The following is a 20,896-nucleotide window of genomic DNA, read 5'->3' on the forward strand; positions in this document are numbered from 1 at the left end:
CGGGGTCCGGGTCGGCCGACGGTGACGCTCCGGTCGGGGCTTCACCACCGGGAATTATGCCATCGAATAGGTCCCGTGTGTACCCCGAATTCCGGGGACATGTACCCCGGCCGAACGCCGATGTGCACTTCGGCGGACCGTAACGCGCCACCCCATGAGGGATCAGAACAGAGTCGGCTGGACTCCGAGCATGGTGACGCCGAGCGTCTCCCCGCCCACTTCCTCGGCGATGACGCCGGCGCCCGCATCCGCCGTGGCCGCCGTGCGCCTGCGCTCCCCATCGGCGTCGCGCATCGTGCCGAGCGCCGTCGACCGCACCCCGCCGGTCACGGGATCCTCGACGCCGCGTTCGAGCCCGTGCGCACGGATCAGCGGCTTGATCTTCGCCGCCAGCCAGCGGCGGTAGTCCTTCGGCGGGTACGTGCCTCCCAGATACATCTTCCGGTACAGCGGAAGCAACTGCGGATGCTCGCGCTCGAGCCACAGGTAGTACCACTCCTTCACCCCCGGCTTGAGGTGCAGAGCGGTGTAGAGCACCGAGGTGGCGCCCGCCTCCTTCGCCTGTCGCAGCGCGTCGTCGAGATGAGCACGCGTATCCGTGAGGTACGGAAGGATCGGCATCAGGAACACGGAGCAGTCGAGACCGTGCTCACGAACGGCGGTGACCGTCGCCAGCCGCGCCTTGGTGGTCGGCGTGCCCGGCTCGACGGACTGCTGCAGCTCGTCGTCGTAAACGGCGATCGACATCGCGATGTCGACGGGCACCCTGGTCGCCGCCTCGGCCAGTCGATCGAGATCGCGCCGCAGCAGGGTGCCCTTGGTCAGGATGCTGAACGGCGTGCCCGAGTCGGCGAGCGCATCGATGATCCCCGGCATCAGCGCGTAGCGTCCCTCCGCCCGCTGATACGGGTCGGTGTTGGTGCCGAGTGCCACCGGATGGTGTCCCCAGCTCGGTTTCGTCAGCTCCTTATGCAGCACCTCGGCCACGTTGACCTTGACGATGATCTCCTGATCGAAGTCCTTGCCGCCGTCCAGTTCGAGGTAGGAGTGCGTCGGCCGGGCGAAGCAATAGACGCACGCATGGCTGCACCCGCGGTACGGGTTGATCGTCCAGCCGAACGGCATCGCTCCCCCGCCGCCCGGGATCTTGTTGAGCGCCGACTTCGCGAGCACCTCGTGGAACGTGATGCCCGCGAAGTCGGGAGTGCGCACGGAGCGCACGAGGTTGTTGAGCCGCGCGAGCCCCGGCAGGGTCGACGGCTCCTCAGCCGTGAGTTCTTGCCCGCTCCATCTCATGCTGATATTCGAACATACGTTCGAACCTTAAGCAAGCGACCGAGCGGCGCGCGGCCCTCACGACACGAGGCGCCCGGCCGACATCTCGATGCGCTCCCCGCTCCAGTTGCCGCGCAGCCAGCGATCGTGGCTCGCCACCACCACGGCGCCCGGGTAGCCTCCGAGGGCCTCCTCGAGTTCCGTGGCCAGCGACAGCGACAGGTGGTTCGTCGGCTCGTCGAGCAGGAACACGTGCGGCGGCTTCGCCAGGATGAGCGCCAGCGCCAGCCGGCGCTGCTGCCCGATCGAGAGCCGGCCGACCTCGCGGTCCACATCGCGCGGGGCGATGAGGCCGAGACCGGTGAGCGGCTGCGCTTCGGCACGACGCTCCCCCAGCTGCTCCTCGTAGATGCGGCGCGGACTCGCCGACGGATCGGCGAACCGCACATCCTGCTCGAGCAGACCGACCCGCAGACCCTTGCGACGCGAGATCGCTCCCGAGTCCAGCGCGAGCCGCCCCGCCATCGCCGTGAGCAGGGTCGACTTTCCGGCGCCGTTGTGCCCCGTGATCAGGATGCGCGACTGCGGCTCGACCCGGAAGGCCTCGACCCGCAGGCGGTCGCCGATCCGCGCATCCGTCACCTGCACCAGCAGACCGGTCTCCTCGCCGAGGGTGTGCGAGCCGGTCGGGATGCCCGCGAAGCTGAGAACGGCCGGGGGCTTGCGCACCTGGTTTTCGCGGAGATCGTCGAGGCGACCGGAGGCGTTCTTGATCCGCCGGCTGATCTGCTTGTCGAGAGCACCTCCCTTGAACGACTTCGCGAACTTGTCGTTGTCGCGCACCTTGCCGCTCCACGCGATGTCGCGCGCGGTGACCTCGACCGCGAACTTCAGCGCCTTCAGTTCGTCCTGCTCGTCGGCGAACTGCTTCTCCCAGCGCGCGCGCTCGTCGGCCTTCGCCGCGAGATAGGCGCTGTAGCCGCCGCCGAAGACCGTCGTGCCCGACCGCGAGGGATCGAGATCGAGCAGTCCTGTCGCGACAGCGTCGAGGAAGGCGCGGTCGTGGCTGGCGAACACCACCGGACCGCGCCACGACGACAACTGCCGTTCGAGGAACGCGGCCGCGGCGTCGTCGAGGTGGTTGGTCGGCTCGTCGAGCAGCAGCGCATCCGGCCGCTCCAGCAGCAGCGCCGCCAGGGCGAACCGGCTCCGCTGACCGCCCGAGACCTCCGCCAGGGTGCGGTCGAGCGGGATGTCTCCGACACCGAGCCCGTCGAGCAGCTCGTCGCGGCGCGCATCCGCGCTCCAGATCTCGGCGCGTTCGGCCGCAGCAAGCGCGCGCTCGTAGCGCGCCGGCGCATCCGGATCGTCTCCGGCGAGCTGGTGCGCGGCGAGTTCGAGCGTGCGCTCGATGGCGCGCACGTCGGCCAGCGCATTCTCGATCAGCGCCGAGAGGGTCTCGGACGGGTCGAACCGCACCTCCTGCCAGAGGATGCCGGTGCGCGCCGGCCGCGCGAGCACGCCGGAGTCGGGCGCCTCCGCACCCGCGAGGATGCGCAGGAGCGTCGACTTGCCGACGCCGTTCTCGCCGATGAGGCCGAGCCGGGAGCCCGGCGCGACGGTCAGCGAGACATCCGTGAGCACCCGGCGGTCGCCGTAGCTCTGGGACACCCCGTCGGCCTTCAGGTAGTCAGCCGTCGACGCGGCGATGTGTGACGTTGATGGGATGGTTTGTGGCATGTGAACCGCCTTTTCGAGCGCTCCGAGGAGCCGGTTCCCGCCGGGCATGACCACCGACAGCCGCGCCGGAGCGCTGAAGAGCGATGATCGGAAGACCATCTGGCTATGTCGGCGGCGCCACGATGTCATGAGCGACATCGTCAGGTCGAGCCTCGGGCGCGGGACGAAAGGAGATTCCTACTTCATAGCGTCGTCGAGGCTAGCAGTCCCGCGACGCACCTGTCCAGCATTCCCGCCGAACTCGCATGCTGGTGGCGTGTTTTCAGCGTTACTGCGTCAGGTGCAGGGTCTCCGCTGTGGACGCCATGACCCTCTGCGCGTCCTTCGGACGGTCGTTGAGCGTGCTGCCCATCGTGGGGATGAGCGCGGTCAGCGTCGGCACCCAGCCGTTGTACTGCTCCGGGAAGCAGCGCTTGAGGACATCCAGCATGATCGGCACCGCCGTGGACGCACCCGGCGATGCTCCGAGCAGACCCGCGATCGAGCCGTCGGCCGACGCGATGACCTCGGTGCCGAACTGCAGCACGCCGCCCTTCTTGGCGTCCTTCTTCATCACCTGCACGCGCTGACCGGCCGTGATGAGCTCCCAGTCCTCACTCTTGGCGGTGGGCATGAACTCCTGCAGGGCCTTCATCTTCTTCGCGCGATTGGCGAGCAGCTCGCCGACCAGGTACTTGATGAGGTCGAAGTTGTCTTTCGCCACGGCGAGCATGGGGATGAGGTTGCTCGGGCGCACGGAGCCGGGCAGGTCCCACCAGGTGCCCGTCTTGAGGAACTTCGGGCTGAACCCGGCGTACGGGCCGAACAGCAGCGACGCCTCGCCGTCGACGACGCGGGTGTCGAGGTGCGGCACCGACATCGGCGGCGCTCCGACCGCTGCCTTTCCGTAGACCTTGGCCTGGTGCTGCGCCACGATCTTCGGGTCGCTGGTGCGGAGGAACTGCCCCGAGATCGGGAAGCCGCCGAACCCCTTGATCTCCGGGATGCCCGCCTTCTGCAGCAGGTGCAGCGCGCCGCCGCCCGCCCCGACGAACACGAAGCGTGCCTTCACCTCGTGCGGCGTGTGGCCGACCATGTGGAGCACCTTGAGCCGCCAGAGCCCGTCTTTGGTGCGCTTGATGCTGCGGACCTTGTGGTTCAGGGCGATGTCGGCGCCACGTCGCGAGAGGTCGTCGACGAGCGCCCGGGTCAGGGCGCCGAAGTCGACGTCGGTTCCGGAGGCGGCGCGAGTCGCGGCGATGCGCTGCTTGGCGTTCCGCTTCTTCGTCAGCAACGGTGTCCACTCGCCGATGACGGCGGGGTCTTCGCTGTACTCCATGCCGGCGAACAGCGGCTGGTCCTTGAGCGCCTCGTAGCGCTTGCGCAGATAGCGCACGTTGTCACGGCCGCGCACGAACGTCATGTGCGGGGTCGAGTTGATGAACGTGTTCGGTTCGGGCAGATCGCCGGCGGTCACCAGGCTCGCCCAGAACTGACGGCTCAGCTGGAACTGCTCGTTGATGCTGATCGCCTTGGCCGGGTCGACCGAGCCGTCCGCCGCCTCCGGCATGTAGTTGAGCTCGCAGAGGGCGGCGTGGCCCGTCCCGGCGTTGTTCCACGGGTTCGAGCTCTCCTGGGCCACTTCGCCCAGGTTCTCGTAGAGGCGGATGGTCCAGTCGGGCTGTACACGCTGGATGAGGGCTCCGAGCGTTGCGCTCATGATGCCCCCGCCGATCAGGACGACGTCGATGGGAGAATTACTCACCAGACAATCCTACGGTGCCCTCGCTGTGCACCTGCCCGACCCGCGATCCGCCCCTCACGCCGTCCGGGACGGCTCTCGTCAGGAGAGCGTTCGCTCTCGTCAGGAGAGCGCGTTCGCGCCGGCGACGATCAGGCCGATGCCGGCGACGAGCAGGCTCACCGTGAGCAGTCCGAACCCGACCCAGATCAGCGCCTTGACGCCGTTCGGGCGCTGCGGGTCGTGGCCGATGACTGAGAGGAAGAACCCGGCGGGGATCAGGATGGCCGACACGAGCACGCCGACGGCGCCGAAATGGGCCCAGCCGGTGATCCCGGCCGCATCGAGCAGCAGAAGCACCACGAGACCGAGGATGACGAGCACGCCGGCGTGGGCGTGCCCCGCGCGGAAGAAGCTCTTCTGCAGATCGTTCGCCCCCTGCTTGCCGGTGACGACGCGGAGCATGAAGGTTCCGCCGTACGCGATGGTGATGACCGCGAGCACGACGATTCCGGCGGTGATGGCGCTGGCGGGCTGCAGCATGACGTCCTCCTACTGGATAGTGTTGGTATCCAGTAGCGTAGATAGTGTTACTATCCAAGTCAAGAGCCGCGTCATCGATCGAGCGGCGGAGGAGCAGGGCATGCGGATCTCGCAGTTGTCATCGACGACCGGGGTTCCCGTCGCGACGATCAAGTTCTACCTGCGTGAGGGCATGCTCATGCAGGGTGAGGCCACCAGCGCGACCCAGGCGCTCTACGGTGAGGCGCACGAGAGACGTATCGCCCTCATCCGGGCGCTCTCCGACGTCGCCGGACTCCCCCTGCAGAAGGTGAAGGTCGTACTCGCGCTGATCGAGCATCCGGATGCTTCGCTGTTCGACACCCTCGGCGAAGCCGTCGCCGCCCTTCCGCCCTACCTCGACACCGCGCCGCCGTATCCGCGGGCGCAGGCTGCGCTGGCGGAGGTCGGCCAGGTGTTCGATCCTCATTACGCCGCGGTGGCGCAGCTCGAACGCGCGCTCGAGGCGGTGGAGACCGCCGGCATCCCGATGACGTCCGATCGGCTGTCGGTCTATGCCGAGCATCTCCGGGCGATCGCGGCGTACGACCTCGCGCAGATGCCGGCCGATGCCGAAGCGGCGGTCGAGTACGCGGTGCTCGGCACCGCCCTCTACGAACCGATCGTCGCCGCGCTCCGCCGTCTTGCGCACCAGGACATCGCTGCCCGGATGCTCACGCCGGAGGAGTGAACGCCGGAGGAGTGAACGCTAGAGGAGTGAACGCTACGCCGAGACAGGCGACGCGAGACGTTCGGCGACCAGCTCGGCGATCTGCACGGCGTTCAGCGCCGCACCCTTGCGCAGGTTGTCGTTGCTGATGAACAGCGCGATGCCACGGCCGTTCGGCACGCCCTCGTCCTGACGGATGCGGCCGACGAAGCTCGGGTCCTTTCCTGCGGCCTCGAGCGGGGTCGGCACGTCGGTGAGCACCACGCCGGGTGCGTTCGACAGCAGCTCCTCGGCGCGGGTTGCTGATAGCGGGCGCGAGAACTCGGCGTTGATCGAGAGCGAGTGGCCGGTGAACACAGGGACGCGCACGCAGGTTCCGCTCACAAGGAGGTCGGGGAGACCGAGGATCTTGCGGCTCTCGTTGCGGAGCTTCTTCTCTTCATCGGTCTCGTTGGCGCCGTCGTCGACGATCGATCCCGCGAGCGGGATGACATCGAAGGCGATCGGGCGCACGTACTTCACCGGCTCGGGCATGGCCACAGCCGAGCCGTCGTGCACCAGCTGGAGGAGGTTCTCGTCGGCGACCGCGGTGCGGATCTGGCCGGCCAGCTCCTCGGCGCCGGCGAGGCCCGAACCGGAGACCGCCTGGTACGTGCTCACGATGAGGCGCTCGAGGCCGGCCTCCTCGTGCAGCACCTTGAGAACGGGCATAGCCGCCATCGTGGTGCAGTTCGGGTTGGCGATGATGCCCTTGCGCGCATCCGCGATCGCCTCGGGGTTCACCTCGCTGACCACCAGCGGGACGTCGGGGTCCATGCGCCAGCCGCTCGAGTTGTCGATCACGATCGCACCCGCCTCGGCGAACCGCGGGGCCTGTGCCTTGGCACCGGTGGCGCCCGCGGAGAAGAGCGCGATGTCGATGCCGGAGACATCTGCCGTCGCTGCGTCCTCGACCACGATGCTCTCGCCCTTGAACGGGAGGGTCGTGCCGGCCGAACGCGCGGAGGCGAAGAAGCGGATCGCCTTCACGGGGAAATCGCGCTCTTCGAGCAGGCGGCGCATGACGCTTCCGACCTGGCCGGTGGCGCCGACGACGGCAACGGTGAACGCGGGTGTCTCGGTCACGATGGGCCCTTCCGGTGGATGGTGTTGATGAGTCGAACGATGGGAGGACGCCGGCCATTCCCCGCCGGCGCCGCTTGACGCCTAGCGGCCGGTGCCGGCGTAGACGATGGCCTGGGTGTCGCCGTCGAGACCGAAGGCGGAGTGCACGACCCGCGCGGCCTCGTTGACGCTGTCGGCGCGGGTGACGACCGAGATGCGGATCTCGCTCGTGGAGATCATCTCGATATTGATGCCCGCGTCGAACAGCGCCTCGAACAGCTTCGCGGAGACGCCGGTGTTGGTGCGCATGCCTGCGCCGACGAGAGCGAGCTTGCCGATCTGGTCGTCGTACTGCAGCGACTGGAAGCCCACGTCCTGCTGCTCCGCCTTGAGGGCGGTCAGCACCCGCTGGCCCTCCGACTTCGGGAGGGTGAACGAGATGTCGGTGAGACCGGTCGCCGCAGCAGAGACGTTCTGGACGATCATGTCGACGTTGGCCTCGGTCTTGGCGACGATCTTGAAGATCTGTGCCGCCTTGCCCGGCACGTCGGGAACACCGACGACCGTGATCTTGGCCTCGCTGAGGTCAGTGGCGATACCGGCGATGATGGGCTCTTCCACGGTTCCATCCTTCTTCTTCGCGGCCTCGACCGCTGCTTCGTTGAGCACGAGCGTTCCCTCGTTGTTGTTGAACGACGAGCGCACGTGGAGTGTCACGTTGTGGCGGCGCGCATATTCCACCGCGCGGATATACAGCACCTTCGCGCCCGCTGCGGCCAGCTCGAGCATCTCTTCGCTGCTGATCCGGTCGATCTTGCGCGCGCTGGGCACGACCCGGGGGTCGGAGGTGAAGACGCCGTCGACGTCGGTGTAGATCTCGCACACCTCGGCGCCGAGGGCGGCCGCGAGGGCGACGGCGGTCGTGTCGGAGCCGCCGCGACCCAGCGTGGTGATGTCGCGGGTGTCGCGGTTGAACCCCTGGAACCCGGCGACGATCGCGATGGCGCCTTCGTCGAGGGCATCGCGGATACGGCCGGGGGTGACGTCGACGATGCGGGCGGCACCGTGCTGGGCGTCGGTGATCATGCCGGCCTGGCTGCCCGTGAACGACCGGGCGTCGTAGCCCATGCTGCGGATCGCCATGGCGAGCAGGGCCATCGAGATGCGCTCGCCGGCGGTCAGCAGCATGTCGAGTTCGCGCGGCGCCGGGATGGGCGTGACGTCGTGCGCGAGGTCGAGCAGTTCGTCGGTGGTGTCGCCCATGGCGGAGACCGCGACGACCACTTCGTTCCCGCCCTTGCGGGTCTCGACGATGCGTTTGGCGACGCGCTTGATGCTCTCGGCGTTGGCGACGGAGGACCCGCCGAACTTCTGCACGATTAGGGCCACGAACACTCCTGGGATCGGCGGCTGAGAAGCCGGAGCGTCCATTCTATCCGGCGTCGCTTGCTGGCTCCGGAATATGACGTGGACGCGGGACGGGCCTCAGGAGACGATGCGCCGGCCCTCGAACGCGCGGCCGAGTGTGACCTCATCGGCGTACTCGAGGTCGCCGCCGACGGGCAGGCCGGAGGCGAGGCGGGTGACGCGGATCTCGAGCGTGGTGAGGAGGCGGCTCAGATAGGTGGCCGTCGCCTCGCCTTCGAGGTTGGGGTCGGTGGCGATGATGACCTCTTGCACCGTGCCGTCGGCGAGGCGCTGCATCAGCTGCCGGATGCGCAGGTCGTCGGGTCCGACGCCGTCGATCGGGCTGATCGCTCCCCCGAGCACGTGGTAGAGCCCACGGAACTCGCGGGTGCGCTCGATGGCGACCACGTCTTTCGCCTCTTCGACGACGCAGATGAGGGCGGGATCACGGCGGGGGTCCCGGCAGATCGTGCAGGTCTCCTGCTCGGAGACGTTGCCGCAGATCTCGCAGAACCGCACCTTGTCGCGCACCTCGAGGAGCACCTCGGCGAGACGGGTGACGTCGAACGTCTCCGTCTGCAGGATGTGGAACGCGATGCGCTGCGCCGACTTCGGCCCGATGCCGGGAAGGCGGCCCAGTTCGTCGATGAGTTCCTGGACGATTCCTTCGTACACGTATTACCTCGACCCGGCAGGCGGTGCCGCCTGCTCTTCGATGAATGTGGCGCCGAGGATCTCACGCACCACGGCCTCCCCGTAGCGCTGCGGCGCCTGGAAGGTGGGGGTTCGCGCGCCGGATGCCGGAGCGGAGTTCGACGACGCCGACGCGGGAGTGCGCTGGGCGCGGGCGGCCGGTGCCGGCGCTGCTGCGGCGGCCGACGGTGCGGCCGAGGCCGGTGCCGACGTGGAGGGAGTGCCCGCTGCGGATGCGCGGGGCGGGATTCCTCCGTCGTCGGTCGGCTCTGCCCATTCGCCTTCCGGCTCGGGCGGCAGCGGCGGCTCGTAGGGCGGCTCGATCTCGGGCGGCGGCACGTCGTCGTAAGGAACTTCCCGCTCGAGGGTCGCGACCGCGCCGGCCGGTGCCGACGATCGGGCGGATGCTCCCGCGGGTGCCTCGACCGCCGACGGCGGCAGCGGGGCCGCGGAGGCTGCCGCGTCACCGGCGCCGGGGATGGCGACGGTCGCCCATTCGGTGGTGGATGCGGCCGAGGTGGATGCCGAAGCGGACGCCGAAGCAGCCGGCGACGACGGCGCCGAGGCGCGAGCCGCCGCTGGTGCCGCAGCAGCTGGCGCGGAGGCAGGCGATCCCGCGGCGGCGGAGCCACCGGATGCGCCCGACGCTCCCGAGTCCCCGGATACGGCGCCACCGCGCGAGGCGGCAGGTTGCGGTGCCGGCGTCGAGCCCGCAAGCGGAGTCTGCGTCGGCGCAGACGGGCCGCTCGAGGCCGCTCCGTCGGCGCGGGCGATGAACTTGACCCGGATGCCGAGCACGTCGACGATCGCCTGACGCAGGTATTCGCTCACGCCGAGCGCGTCGCCCGTCTGCTGCTGCCGGAACCCGGCCACATCGTTGTCGCTCGGGAACGACAGGGTGAGAACGTCGTCGACGAGCGAGCGCACCTGGGCGGTGAACACGACCATCCAGGCGCTGCGCTTGGCCCGCTGCACCGCGTCGAGGATCTGGGGCCACGCGTCTTTGACCTGCTGCGTGCTGACCGGGCCGACGGGCGCGACGGATGCAGCGGGCGCCGCAGCGGCGGCGGACGGAGAGGGAGCGGCGGTCGGCTCCGCGGAGTCGGTGGGTGTGACATCGGCGGGTGCGGACTCCGGCGCCGCTCCCGGTTCGGAAGTCGTCGACGTCGCGGCCGTCGGAGCGGGGGTCGGCGCGGCAGCAGGAGTGGCCTCGGCACGGGCGGACGCCCCGGCTGCCGGCGCAGCGGCCGGTGCCGGCGTGGCCCGCGTAGCGATACGCGCAGCCTCCGGTGCCGCCGTGGAGTCACCGGACACCGCGTCGCTGACGCCGACCCGGCGCTCGAGACGCTCGACGCGCGCGAGCGCCCCGCGCTCGGACTCGTCGCTCGACGGCACGAGCACGCGCGCGATCATGAGTTCGAGGTGGAGTCGCGGCGACGTGGCGCCGGTCATCTCGGTGAGCGCGGCGTTCACGATGTCGGCGGACCGGGAGAGCTCAGCGGCACCGAACTTCATGGCCTGCATGCTCATGTGGTCGAGTTCGTCCTGGGGCACCCCGCGCAGCACCGCAGCGGCGCCCTCCGCGCTGGTCGCGGCGACGACGATGAGGTCGCGCAGGCGCTCGAGGAGGTCTTCGACGAACCGTCGCGGGTCCTGCCCCGTCTGCACGACGCGGTCGACAGCGGCGAACGCTCCCGCGGCATCCCGTGCGGCGATCGCGTCGATGACCTCGTCGAGGAGGGCGGCGTGCGTGTACCCGAGCAGCGCGACCGCGCGCTCGTAGTCGACCGTGTTGTTGTCGGAGCCCGCCATGAGCTGGTCGAGCAGCGAGAGGGTGTCGCGCGGCGAGCCGCCTCCGGCCCGCACGACCAGCGGCAGCACGCCGGGCGCGACGGTGACGCCCTCGCTGTCGCAGAGGGTCTGCACGTACTCCAGCATCTGCGCCGGCGGAACCAGGCGGAACGGGTAGTGGTGCGTGCGCGACCGGATGGTGCCGATGACCTTCTCCGGCTCCGTGGTGGCGAAGATGAACTTGACGTGCTCCGGCGGCTCCTCGACGATCTTGAGCAGCGCGTTGAAGCCCTGCGGCGTCACCATGTGCGCCTCGTCGAGGATGAAGATCTTGTAGCGGTCGCGGGCGGGGGCGAAGATGGCGCGCTCCCGGATGTCGCGGGCGTCGTCGACGCCGTTGTGGCTGGCCGCGTCGATCTCGACCACGTCGAGCGATCCGCTGCCGTCGCGGCTCAGCTCGATGCAGCTCGAGCATTTGCCGCACGGGGTGTCCGTCGGCCCCTCCGCGCAGTTGAGGCAGCGGGCCAGGATGCGCGCCGACGTCGTCTTGCCGCATCCGCGTGGACCGCTGAACAGATAGGCGTGATTGACCCGGTTGGTGCGCAGTGCCGTCATCAGCGGCTCGGTCACCTGCGACTGCCCGATCATCTCGGCGAAGGTGTCTGGCCGATAGCGGCGATACAGTGCGGTAACCACCCCCTCATGCTACTTGTCCCCACTGACAGTCGGTCCGGTCCGTTCAGCCTTCACGGGAGGCGCGCAGTGTGGCGGCGATCGCCGTCCACAATCGCACGCGAGCGTTCTCGGTGGCCTGCGCATAGGGCGTGCCCGGCAGGTACAGCGGCGTGTACGGCGGCACGTAGAAGAGGTGGGTCGCGTCGGGTGCGACCAGCATCGTGTCGCCCGGGTGCTGACCGCGCGCCTTCGCGCCGGCGGCCAGCCACGCGCATCCGTTGTCGAGCTGCTCGTCGTGGCCTGCGCAGCCGAGCACGAGCGGCCCCCGGATGCCCGACAGATCGAGCACGGCCGCCGCATTCACGGTGCGCGTCCCGGAGTTGCACGGCACCCAGCTGCCGTTGATCGTCACCGACGGGTTCGGGACGGGTGAATTGCAGATCAGCCCGGTCGTCCCGGCCGGGGCGATCGCGCCGTACACCGTGTCCGAGTAGGCCACCGCCGTCCAGAGCGCGAGCTGTGCGCCGCGGGACGTGCCGAACGTCAGGATGCGTTCGGGATCGACACCGGGTTGCGCGCGCAGCCAGCTGAGCGCCGACACGAACCGTTCCGCCGGGAAGACGTGCGTGAGATCGACCTGACCGGCCGATCCGAAGGCCGAGAGCGCGAGCGCCGGATAGCCGAGCGCTGCGATCTCCGATGCGGCCAGCACTCCGGTGGGGGTTCCGCTGTCGGTTCCGTCGAAGACGATCACGGCCGGCCGCAGCCCGGCCGACGAGGTCTTCGGCTCGAAGAAGTCCCCGCTGATGCCGTCGTCGAATACGGCGCGCGAGGGGGCGGCAGAGGCGAGCCCCGTGCGGTGCACGGTCGTGTGCGCGACCCTGCGTCCGTCGATCAGGGCGGACAGCGCGACCGCCATCCCGGATTCGCCCCAGGTCTCGTCCGAGGTCGCCTGGGTTCCGGCGCTGTTAGCGAGCGACCAGAACAGTCCCATCCCATCCGCGCCGTGGAAAGCGGCGGAGAGCGGCGCCTGGGTGGCCAGGTCGACCTCGCCGTCGGGCGGCACGGCGTACACCGCTCGCGACGTCCACACCGCTCCCGACGTGACCGTGGCGGTCACCGTCACGTGCTCCCCCGGCGGCAGCGCCAGCATCCGGATGCCCACCGGCTGCCACACGGGGCTCGGGTCGCTGCTCAGCGAGAACCGCGGCCCCACGCCGTGCGACGCGTTCCCCGGCACCGAGCATCCGGACAATGCGGCGAGCGCGACAAGGGCCAGTGCCGCGGCCCCGGCGACCCGGGACAGCATGCGGCGCACGCCCCCGGTCAGTACTCCCCCGGTCATCGGCGCGTCTCCGCACTGAGGATGCCCCGCACGTCGGCCCAGAACTGCGCGCGCGCGTCCTCCGTCGCCTGTGCGACCGCCGGCGAGAGTCCCTGCAGGCCGACGGGGACGACCGGCGGTGTGGAGATGGAGTGGGCCGCTCCCCGGGCGACGAGGTAGATATCGCCCGGCCGCTCGCCGCGGGCGATGCGGCCGGCACCGAGCCACTCGCACGCATTGGCGAGGATCTCGTCGCGCTCCCCGCAAGCCAGCAGCAACGGGCCCGGGATGCGGTCGAGTCGCAGTTGCGCCGTGTCGGCGATCGTGCGCTGCGGGTCTTCGCACGGCACTGGTTCGCCGTCCTCCGTGAGCACGGCCGATCCCGCCGAAGACGTGCAGAGGAGGGCGGTCGTCCCGCTCGCCGCGAACGCCCCGAAGACGGCTCCCGGCCGGTGCGTCGCGTACCAGAGCGCGAGCTGCGAGGCACGCCAGGTGCCGTACGTGAAGACGCGCGCGGGATCGACGTCGTGCTGGCGTTGCAGCCAGGTGAGGCCGTTGTCCAGGTTCTCGGCCGAGAGCGCCGCCGACCCCGGGATCTGCCCCTCCGGCCCGAACGCCGTGACGACGAACGTCGGGTATCCGGAACTCGCCAGCTGCGAGGCGACGAAGGCGGCGCTCCCGCCACCGTCGTCTCCGTCGATCAGCAGCACGGCCGGCCTCCGGGAGACGAGCCGCGGGTCTGGATCGTAGAAGGTGCCGATCCTGACGTCGAAGGTGGTGCCGCCCGGCGCCGTGTTCTGCGCGCCGCGGATGAGGTCGCCGGCGAACACGAACTGCACCGACACCTGGTGGCCGAAGCCCGTGCGGTAGACGGTGGTGGCGGCGACCTCCCGTCCGCCCTGCGTGGCAACCAGCCGGATGTCCCTGTCGCTGATCGCCCACACGTCTTCGAGCTGCACCTGGCTCAGAGACGGCCCCTGCATCGTCCACAGCAGGCCCGCCTGGTCGGCGCGCGCATAGGGCGCGATGAGCGGTTTATCGGAGTGGAGGTCGACGATGCCGGAGGGCGGCACGGAGTACACCGCGCGCGACTCCCACGGACCGGTCGTCGTCCTGGTCGTCGCGGTGAGCACCACGGTCTCGTCCGGCTGCAGGCCGACCAGCGAGATCGCGACCGGGTCGGTGATGCCTGAGCGCGGCTGATCGATGACGAAGTGGGCGGGAACGGATGCCGAGCCCCCGACGCAACCGGCGAGCGCCGACGTGAGCACGATCGCGACCGCCGAGGCTGCGATCGTCGAGGCACGACGCCATCGGATATGCCGGCTCTGGATGCCGCCGGTCATTGACGCGCGGCTCTCAGCAGCACGGCGCCCACCGCATCCCAGAACGCGATGCGCGCCTTCTGGGTCGACTGTCCGTCGCCGGACGGGAGAGCGATCGGCAGGCCGGGCGGCACGGTCATGGCGTGGGTGGAGGCCGGCGCCTCCACGAGGCGATCGGAGGCTCGGGCGGTGTGCGTGGCGAGCACGGCGCGCTGCCACGCGCACGAGTTCGGAAGGACGGCGTCGTGACCCGCGCAGCCCAGGACGACCGGACCCCTCACCGACCCGAGCGGGATGACCGAGCGCGCATCGACCTGCGTCGCGTCGCGAACGCACCGGAGACCGACGCCGTTCTCGAAGACCGGGGCGAAGTCGCCGGCTGCGAGGCAGAGGTGCGCCGAGACCCCTCCCGCCCCGATCGCGCCCGCGAACCGGCCGCCGAACCGCGCCGCCGCCCAGAGCGCGAACTGCTCGGACTGCGACGTTCCGTACGCGAAGATGCTGCGCGCATTCACATCGGGGCGCGATTGCAGCCAGTCGAGCACGGCGGCGACCGTCGAGGAGTCGATCGCCCCGGCCGCGTGCAGCCCATCGGCGTCGCGCGCCATCGGGAGCATGAAGACGGATGCCCCGAATTGGGCCAGCAGCGGCGCGACGTAGTCGGCCGAGGCGCCAAGGGCCGGATCATCGAACACGACGACCGCCGGCGTGCGGGGCCTTTCGATGGAGGTGGCACTGTAGAACCGGCCGATGGGACCGTTCTCGTGGGTCGTGGGCGGGGGCGGGTCGGGCAGGCCGAGCGGCGGTCGCCGGTCGCCTGCCCGGGCGGACGCGGCGTCGAGATCGCTGCTGTAGACCGTGATGGGACCACGCGTCGTGCCGAGACCGTCGAGGCGGAAGACCCTGCTCGCCACGACCCGCCCCGCGTCGTACACATCGATCGTCACCGGAAGAGTCGTGCGCATCCAGAGTTTCAGAACCTCCGATGGCGTCAGGCTCGGTCCGCGCAACGACCAGAAGAGTCCGGCGGAGTCGGGCTCGGTGAACCGGGCGAGCTGCGGGCGCTCGATGGCCAGGTCCACCGTGCCCGTGCCCGGCACCGTGTAGGTCGCGCTCGAACTCCACACTCCGCGCTTCGTCGGGACCGTCGCCACCAGCCGGAGCCGACTTCCCGGCTCCGCTCCGACGAGCTGGAGTGGAACCGGCCAGAGCACGGTGGTGTAGCGGATGAGCGGCGGGGTCACGAAGTGCGGCCCCACGTCCGGGCCCGGCGAGGCGCCGCAACCGCCGAGCAGCGCGGCGACGGTCAGCGCGCAGGCGACCAGGATCGCCGTTCGACCGTTGCGCCGTCGCCACCGCATGACTTCACCGTCATCCTCACCGGCCGGAGGTCACCCGGCGGCCGCGCTCTCCCCGATCGCCGCGAGCGTCTGCCGCGCGATCTCCAGTTCCTCGTTGGTCGGAACCACCAGCACTGTCACCGCCGAGTCGTCGGCGGAGATGATCCGCGTATTCTTCGACCGTTCGGCGTTGCGTCCTTCATCGATGCGGATGCCCAGGAATTCGAGGCCGGCAAGCGCACCGGCCCGCACCGCCGCGTCGTTCTCGCCGACACCGGCGGTGAAGGTCACCACGTCGAGTCCGCCGAGCAGGGCAGCGTATGCGCCGATGTAGTGCTTGAGTCGGTGCAGGTACGTGTCGAGCGCTAGCCGGGCACCCTGGTCGCCGTCGACGATGGCTGCGTGCAGATCCCGCATGTCCCGGTGCCCCGAGAGCCCGAATATGCCGCTGCGTCGGTTGAGGAGCTCGTCGAGCTCGTCGGTGGAGAGCTGGGCGCGGCGGGAGAGGTGCACCAGGACGGCCGGATCGAGGTCGCCCGACCGGGTTCCCATCACCAGCCCCTCGAGCGGCGTCAGCCCCATGGAGGTGTCGACCGAACGACCGCCGTCGACAGCGCAGGCCGAGGCCCCGTTTCCGAGATGGAGCACGATCTGCTTGAGATCGCCGAGCGGGCGGTCGAGGTACTGCGCCACCGTCTCGGAGACGTACTTGTGCGACGTGCCGTGGAAGCCGTAGCGGCGCACGCGGTGCCTCTCGGCGAGCTCCGCGTCGATCGCGTACGTGTAGGCCGCCGGAGGGAGCGTCCGGTGGAAGGCCGTGTCGAAGACCGCGACATGCGGAACGTCGGGGAACGCCTTCTCGGCCGCGCGGATCCCTTGCAGGTTGGCCGGGTTGTGCAGCGGAGCGAGATCGGCGAGGTCTTCGATATTGATCTCGACCAGCGGCGTGACGACCGTCGGCTCGAAGAACCGCTTTCCGCCGTGCACGACGCGGTGGCCGACCGCGACGGGCGGGTATTCGGTCAGGCTCGGGCCGTCGGCGTCGAAAGCGTCGAGCATCGCGCGGAATCCGGCCGTGTGATCCGGGATCGCGAGCGTGCGCTCGCTGGTTCCGTGCGGGCCGTGATGGGTCGTCTGCCCGGACGCGTCGCCGATGCGCTCGACCAACCCGCTCGCGAGCGCCTCCTCCGTGTCCAAATCGATCAACTGGTACTTGAACGACGATGAACCGCTGTTGACCACCAGCACCGCGCTCATGACAGCGCAGCCTGGATCGCCGTGATGGCCACCGTGTTGACGATGTCCTCGACCAGCGCACCGCGCGAGAGGTCGTTGATCGGCTTCCGCAATCCTTGGAGGACCGGCCCGATCGCGACGGCGCCAGCACTGCGCTGCACCGCCTTGTAGGTGTTGTTGCCCGTATTGAGGTCGGGGAAGATGAACACCGTCGCCCGACCGGCCACCGCCGAGCCCGGCAGCTTGGCCGCCCCGACGGCGGCGTCCGCCGCGGCGTCGTACTGGATCGGCCCGTCGACGGCGAGCTGCGGGCTCCGCTCGTGAACGAGCGCGGTGGCAGCGCGCACCTTCTCGACGTCAGCTCCGGCCCCCGAGTCACCGGTGGAGTACGACAGCATCGCAACGCGCGGCTCGATGCCGAACTGCGACGCCGTCTCGGCCGATGAGATCGCGATGTCGGCCAGCTGCTCCGCCGTCGGGTCCGGGATGACCGCGCAGTCGCCGTAGACGAGCACGCGGTCGGCGAGCGCCATCAGGAACACGCTGGAGACGACCGACACCTCCGGCCGGGTCTTGATGATCTCGAACGCCGGCCGGATGGTGTGCGCTGTCGTGTGCGCCGCACCGGAGACCATGCCGTCTGCGAGTCCGAGATGCACCATCATGGTGCCGAAGTACGAGGAGTCGGTCACCGTGTCGGATGCCTGGTCGAGCGTGATCCCCTTGTGAGCCCGGAGTCGGGCGTACTCCTCGGCGAACCGGAACCGCAGCACGTCGTCGAACGGGCTGAGCACCTCGGCTCCCGAGAGGTCGAGGCCGAGCTCGACCGCGCGGGCGCGCACCTCGATCGGCTCGCCCAGGATCGTCAGCCGAGCGACACCGCGCGAGAGAAGGGTCGCGGCCGCGCGCAGGATGCGGTCGTCTTCGCCCTCGGGCAACACGATGTGCTTGTCGGCCGCCCGTGCGCGCTCGAGGAGGTCGTACTCGAACATGAGCGGCGTGACGACATCGCGCGGGCTCACGTCGAGTCGATCGAGCAGGATCTTGGCGTCGACGTGACGCTCGAACAGAGCGAGCGCCGTGTCGTACTTGCGCTGCGAATCCGCGGCGAGACGACCGCGGGCATGCGTGATGCGCACCACGGCGTCGTAGGTGCCGAGCGCGGTCTTCACGACCGGGACGGTGGAACGCAGGCCGGAGATAAGGCGGTCGATCGGCTCCGGCAGTTCGAATCCGCCGTTCAGCACGATGCCCGTGATCGACGGGAAAGTGCCGGCCGCATTGGCCATCAGCACGGCGAGCAGCACTTCGGTGCGATCGCCGGGCACCACGACGACCGATCCCTCGATCAGTCGCGGGAGCACGTTGTCCATCGACATCGCCGCCACGACCACGCCGAGGGCTTCGCGGGCGAGCAGCGTCTCGTCGCCGGCCAGCAGCGTGGCGCCCGTGGCCTCCATGATGGAGCGCATGCTCGGGGCGACGAGGAACGGGTCTTCGGGAATGGCCCAGACCGGCGCCCCGCCCGCTCCCGGTGCCGCCGTTGCGGCGACCGAGGTCGCGACCGTGGCTACGATCGCGTCGAGCTCCGACTCGTCGGCTCGGTTCACGATCACGGCGAGGAGGGCTGCATGTTCGTCGCGGAGCTCTGTCATCGCGATCTCGGTGAGCTGGCGCAGGTCGTCCGCCGTTCGCGGTTCGGCCTGGCCGAGACGCTCACCGAGGCCCTGCCCGACCCGCCCGCCGAGCACGAGCAGCACCGGCGCTCCCAGGTTGGCCGCGATGCGTGCGTTGTAGCCGAGTTCGGTCGGGCTGCCGACATCCGTGTAGTCGGAGCCGAGGATGACCACGGTGTCGCATTCCGCCTCGACTGCACGGAATCGACGGACGATCTCGGAGAGGGCTGCGTCCGCATCCGCGTGCACGTCGTCGTAGGTGACGCCGATCGTCTGCTCGTAGTCGAGCGGCACCGTCACGCGCTGGAGCAAGAGTTCGAGCACGTAGTCCCGTTCCTGTGTGGAACGGGCGATGGGCCGGAACACACCGACGCGCCCGACGGCGTGACGCAGAGCCTCGACGACGCCGAGAGCGACGGACGACTTGCCGGTGTGACCTTCGGCGGACGTGATGTAGATCGATCGCGCCACGTTCAGGCGGCCCGCTCGATCGCCGGGAGAAGGTAGTGCCCGTCGAGGACCTGCGCCCCCGGGGCATACATGCGGAGGATGGGCCGGAAGGCCCCCTTCGGCGCCGGCAGCCAGTTGGCGGCTGCCGTCGGGTCGCTCGGCCTGGTGGTGCTCATGGTGATCGTCAATCCTCCGTCGTCGTCGTACACGATCCCTCGCGTCCTGTCGCCGACCGAATACCGCGCCAGCTCGTTGTCGACGAGATAGAACTCGGGCAGGTCGTACATGGTGAGGGACCAGAAGGCGCCGACGGGCGGCGTGGGATGCAGACGGAGCGTGTAGACATGCTCGCCGGTGAGGGCCTCGCCCGCCGCATCGGTGTAGGTCATCGGATACGAGGCTTCGTAACCGTGGTTGCCCCAGAGTCCGCCGAGTGCCGCCGCCGCCCGCTGCGCGTAACGGGTGCGGGGGTCGTCGGCCTTCCACTGAGGACTGTCGATCGTGCCGATCTCGAAGAAGTCGAGGTTGTAGTCGAACACGTGAAGCGTGTCGAGCCAGCCGTTCACCTCAGGCATCTGCTTGCCCGACCGCATGGCGGAGAGCAGCGCTTCCTTGCCCGCCGCATACCCCTCTTCGAGCGCGTCCATCACCTCGGGCGGAGCCTCGGCGAGCGGGAGCGCACCGGTGAGCCCGAGCGCGGCGTACGAGTCGAGAGCGTCGCGGTCGCGGTCGGCTGGCGGGAATGCCTGAGACCAGACCCGGAGCCGCTCGAAGAAGTCGAGGGCCTCGCTGCCACCGGCCGAGAGCTCGACGACCGGGAGTCCCTCGGGCGGCGCGAGGGTCTGCAGCACGGGAGTGAGTGTGAGGGCATCCTGGAGCGCGCGGACCGCGGGAAGGTCGGCTTCGCCCTCGACGGCCCAGCGACCGACGATGGTGCCGACGCGCGTGGGGAACCGGATGACCGTCGCGTTGTCTCCTTCAGGATCGGAGGCGTCGTCGGCGTCGGGCTGCCAGCCCGGCGGAACGAGGAGGTAGTCGCCGGCATGTCCGCCGGTCGCGCGGGTTCCGACGTAGGCGAAGTTGTTGGTCCAGGCATCGACGAACTGCAGCACGTGATAGCGGTCGGATGCCTCGGGGACGCTCAGGAGCACCGGCCCGGCACCGAGATCGAGCTGGGCGATCGAATACACGGTGTCGTTGTTGATCGAGACGAAGCGGTCGTCGGGACCGGCCAAGGTGCGTGCGTGGCTGAAGACGTTGAACGGGGCCGGCGCAAGGCTGCCGAGACCGGTGGTGGTGAAGCGCTCGACCTGCTCGAGATCGAACACGAGGGGGAAGCCGAAGACGTACGCCTCGGACGCCAGCTCAGCGAGCTGAAGAGCCATCGTGCCCCCTCCGGTATCGGTGGTGATCCCCACAAACCTACCGTCAGGCTACGCGCGGGAATCCGATCCACAGCAAGCGGTCGGGAATCTACGTGCGCAAAAGAAAAGACCCCTCACGCACCCGCCAGAGCCCGGTTACCCTTGCTGCGTTTCCGCCCTGGGGGAGTTGGCCTGGATGGCGCCACGTGAGGAGCCGGAAAACAGCATACCGAACGAACCTGGATGCTCGTGGCACGAGGCGCCTCCGGGACCCGGTAAGATTCTTCGTGGCCGTCGTTCCGCGAGGTTCGGCACACGCCTGGAGAATTCGCCTAGTGGCCTATGGCGCACGCTTGGAAAGCGTGTTGGGTGCAAGCCCTCGGGGGTTCGAATCCCCCATTCTCCGCCAATTTTCGTAGATGTTGAAGGCCCTGAAACCCGCGTGATCATGCGGAAGTCGGGGCCTTCGCTCTTCGCTCACGCGTCCTGTGACGTCGTATCCGCGTGATGTATCAAGACATCTCTGACGATTCTGCATCAGGACG

15 protein-coding genes, 1 tRNA gene and 1 other RNA gene are annotated in these 20,896 nt (G+C 69.4%); 2 read left to right on the forward strand and 15 right to left on the reverse strand.

The window, feature by feature from the left end:
- Positions 1 to 162 precede the first annotated feature (162 nt).
- From AC1DB1_RS00400 to AC1DB1_RS00415, 4 genes are all read right to left on the reverse strand, one after another.
- Complete coding sequence (locus tag AC1DB1_RS00400; protein ID WP_477199371.1) at positions 163 to 1,296, reverse strand: Rv2578c family radical SAM protein; 1,134 nt, start codon at positions 1,294 to 1,296, stop codon at positions 163 to 165.
- A gap of 57 nt (positions 1,297 to 1,353) precedes the next feature.
- Positions 1,354 to 3,015 (reverse strand): ABC-F family ATP-binding cassette domain-containing protein, encoded by a 1,662-nt coding sequence (locus AC1DB1_RS00405; protein ID WP_477199372.1) that lies wholly within the window; start codon positions 3,013 to 3,015, stop codon positions 1,354 to 1,356.
- Positions 3,016 to 3,283: 268 nt separating this feature from the next.
- Positions 3,284 to 4,759: a malate:quinone oxidoreductase gene (locus tag AC1DB1_RS00410; RefSeq protein WP_477199373.1), complete on the reverse strand. Its 1,476-nt coding sequence runs from the start codon at positions 4,757 to 4,759 to the stop codon at positions 3,284 to 3,286.
- Between the two features lie 99 nt (positions 4,760 to 4,858).
- Entirely contained in the window at positions 4,859 to 5,278 is a 420-nt protein-coding gene (locus AC1DB1_RS00415; protein ID WP_477199374.1) for a hypothetical protein, read from the reverse strand.
- A 100-nt stretch (positions 5,279 to 5,378) separates the two neighbouring features.
- On the opposite strand from AC1DB1_RS00415, the gene AC1DB1_RS00420 reads away from it, so the two are divergent.
- Entirely contained in the window at positions 5,379 to 5,987 is a 609-nt protein-coding gene (locus AC1DB1_RS00420) for a MerR family transcriptional regulator (RefSeq protein ID WP_477199375.1), read from the forward strand.
- 33 nt (positions 5,988 to 6,020) lie between these two features.
- Here the strand turns inward: AC1DB1_RS00420 and AC1DB1_RS00425 are convergent, their stop codons facing one another.
- The 11 genes from AC1DB1_RS00425 to ffs form a co-directional block, all read right to left on the reverse strand.
- Positions 6,021 to 7,094 carry an aspartate-semialdehyde dehydrogenase gene (locus tag AC1DB1_RS00425; RefSeq protein ID WP_477200061.1) on the reverse strand — a complete coding sequence of 358 codons (1,074 nt, stop codon included), beginning with the start codon at positions 7,092 to 7,094 and terminating at the stop codon, positions 6,021 to 6,023.
- Between the two features lie 78 nt (positions 7,095 to 7,172).
- Positions 7,173 to 8,459, reverse strand: a complete 1,287-nt coding sequence (locus tag AC1DB1_RS00430) for an aspartate kinase (protein WP_271177448.1) — start codon at positions 8,457 to 8,459, stop codon at positions 7,173 to 7,175.
- A gap of 96 nt (positions 8,460 to 8,555) precedes the next feature.
- A complete protein-coding gene (recR, locus tag AC1DB1_RS00435) occupies positions 8,556 to 9,152 on the reverse strand; it encodes a recombination mediator RecR (protein ID WP_271177449.1) in 597 nt (198 codons plus the stop codon).
- A gap of 3 nt (positions 9,153 to 9,155) precedes the next feature.
- A complete protein-coding gene (locus tag AC1DB1_RS00440; protein WP_477199376.1) occupies positions 9,156 to 11,657 on the reverse strand; it encodes a DNA polymerase III subunit gamma and tau in 2,502 nt (833 codons plus the stop codon).
- 43 nt (positions 11,658 to 11,700) lie between these two features.
- Positions 11,701 to 12,981 (reverse strand): acyl-CoA thioesterase/BAAT N-terminal domain-containing protein, encoded by a 1,281-nt coding sequence (locus tag AC1DB1_RS00445; protein WP_477199377.1) that lies wholly within the window; start codon positions 12,979 to 12,981, stop codon positions 11,701 to 11,703.
- Positions 12,978 to 14,306, reverse strand: coding sequence for an acyl-CoA thioesterase/bile acid-CoA:amino acid N-acyltransferase family protein (locus AC1DB1_RS00450; RefSeq protein WP_477199378.1), 1,329 nt, complete (start codon positions 14,304 to 14,306; stop codon positions 12,978 to 12,980). Before AC1DB1_RS00450 ends, AC1DB1_RS00445 begins: the two co-directional genes overlap by 4 nt.
- Positions 14,303 to 15,646, reverse strand: coding sequence for an acyl-CoA thioesterase/bile acid-CoA:amino acid N-acyltransferase family protein (locus tag AC1DB1_RS00455; protein ID WP_477199379.1), 1,344 nt, complete (start codon positions 15,644 to 15,646; stop codon positions 14,303 to 14,305). Before AC1DB1_RS00455 ends, AC1DB1_RS00450 begins: the two co-directional genes overlap by 4 nt.
- A gap of 30 nt (positions 15,647 to 15,676) precedes the next feature.
- The gene (locus AC1DB1_RS00460; RefSeq protein ID WP_477199380.1) at positions 15,677 to 16,882 is read right to left on the reverse strand and encodes an acetate/propionate family kinase; all 1,206 of its coding nucleotides are present in this window, start codon (positions 16,880 to 16,882) and stop codon (positions 15,677 to 15,679) included.
- Entirely contained in the window at positions 16,879 to 19,008 is a 2,130-nt protein-coding gene (gene pta, locus AC1DB1_RS00465; protein ID WP_477199381.1) for a phosphate acetyltransferase, read from the reverse strand. Before pta ends, AC1DB1_RS00460 begins: the two co-directional genes overlap by 4 nt.
- A 2-nt stretch (positions 19,009 to 19,010) precedes the next feature.
- Positions 19,011 to 20,372 carry a DUF1254 domain-containing protein gene (locus AC1DB1_RS00470; RefSeq protein WP_477199382.1) on the reverse strand — a complete coding sequence of 454 codons (1,362 nt, stop codon included), beginning with the start codon at positions 20,370 to 20,372 and terminating at the stop codon, positions 19,011 to 19,013.
- Positions 20,373 to 20,473: 101 nt separating this feature from the next.
- Positions 20,474 to 20,570: signal recognition particle sRNA small type (gene ffs / locus AC1DB1_RS00475), an RNA gene on the reverse strand.
- Between the two features lie 102 nt (positions 20,571 to 20,672).
- Between ffs and AC1DB1_RS00480 the strand changes: the two genes are divergently transcribed.
- A tRNA-Ser gene (locus AC1DB1_RS00480) sits at positions 20,673 to 20,760 on the forward strand.
- Positions 20,761 to 20,896 lie beyond the last annotated feature (136 nt).

The sequence above is a fragment of the Leifsonia sp. 10N434 genome (assembly GCF_056394405.1).

Excerpts from the sequence above, each read along its gene's own strand:
- AC1DB1_RS00470 (WP_477199382.1), bottom strand. The coding sequence starts at position 20,372 with ATGGCTCTTCAGCTCGCTGAGCTGGCGTCCGAGGCGTACGTCTTCGGC.
- AC1DB1_RS00445 (WP_477199377.1), bottom strand. The coding sequence starts at position 12,981 with ATGACCGGGGGAGTACTGACCGGGGGCGTGCGCCGCATGCTGTCCCGG.
- AC1DB1_RS00460 (WP_477199380.1), bottom strand. The coding sequence starts at position 16,882 with ATGAGCGCGGTGCTGGTGGTCAACAGCGGTTCATCGTCGTTCAAGTAC.
- AC1DB1_RS00420 (WP_477199375.1), top strand. The coding sequence starts at position 5,379 with ATGCGGATCTCGCAGTTGTCATCGACGACCGGGGTTCCCGTCGCGACG.
- AC1DB1_RS00415 (WP_477199374.1), bottom strand. The coding sequence starts at position 5,278 with ATGCTGCAGCCCGCCAGCGCCATCACCGCCGGAATCGTCGTGCTCGCG.
- AC1DB1_RS00405 (WP_477199372.1), bottom strand. The coding sequence starts at position 3,015 with ATGCCACAAACCATCCCATCAACGTCACACATCGCCGCGTCGACGGCT.
- AC1DB1_RS00450 (WP_477199378.1), bottom strand. The coding sequence starts at position 14,306 with ATGACCGGCGGCATCCAGAGCCGGCATATCCGATGGCGTCGTGCCTCG.
- AC1DB1_RS00400 (WP_477199371.1), bottom strand. The coding sequence starts at position 1,296 with ATGAGATGGAGCGGGCAAGAACTCACGGCTGAGGAGCCGTCGACCCTG.
- AC1DB1_RS00455 (WP_477199379.1), bottom strand. The coding sequence starts at position 15,646 with ATGCGGTGGCGACGGCGCAACGGTCGAACGGCGATCCTGGTCGCCTGC.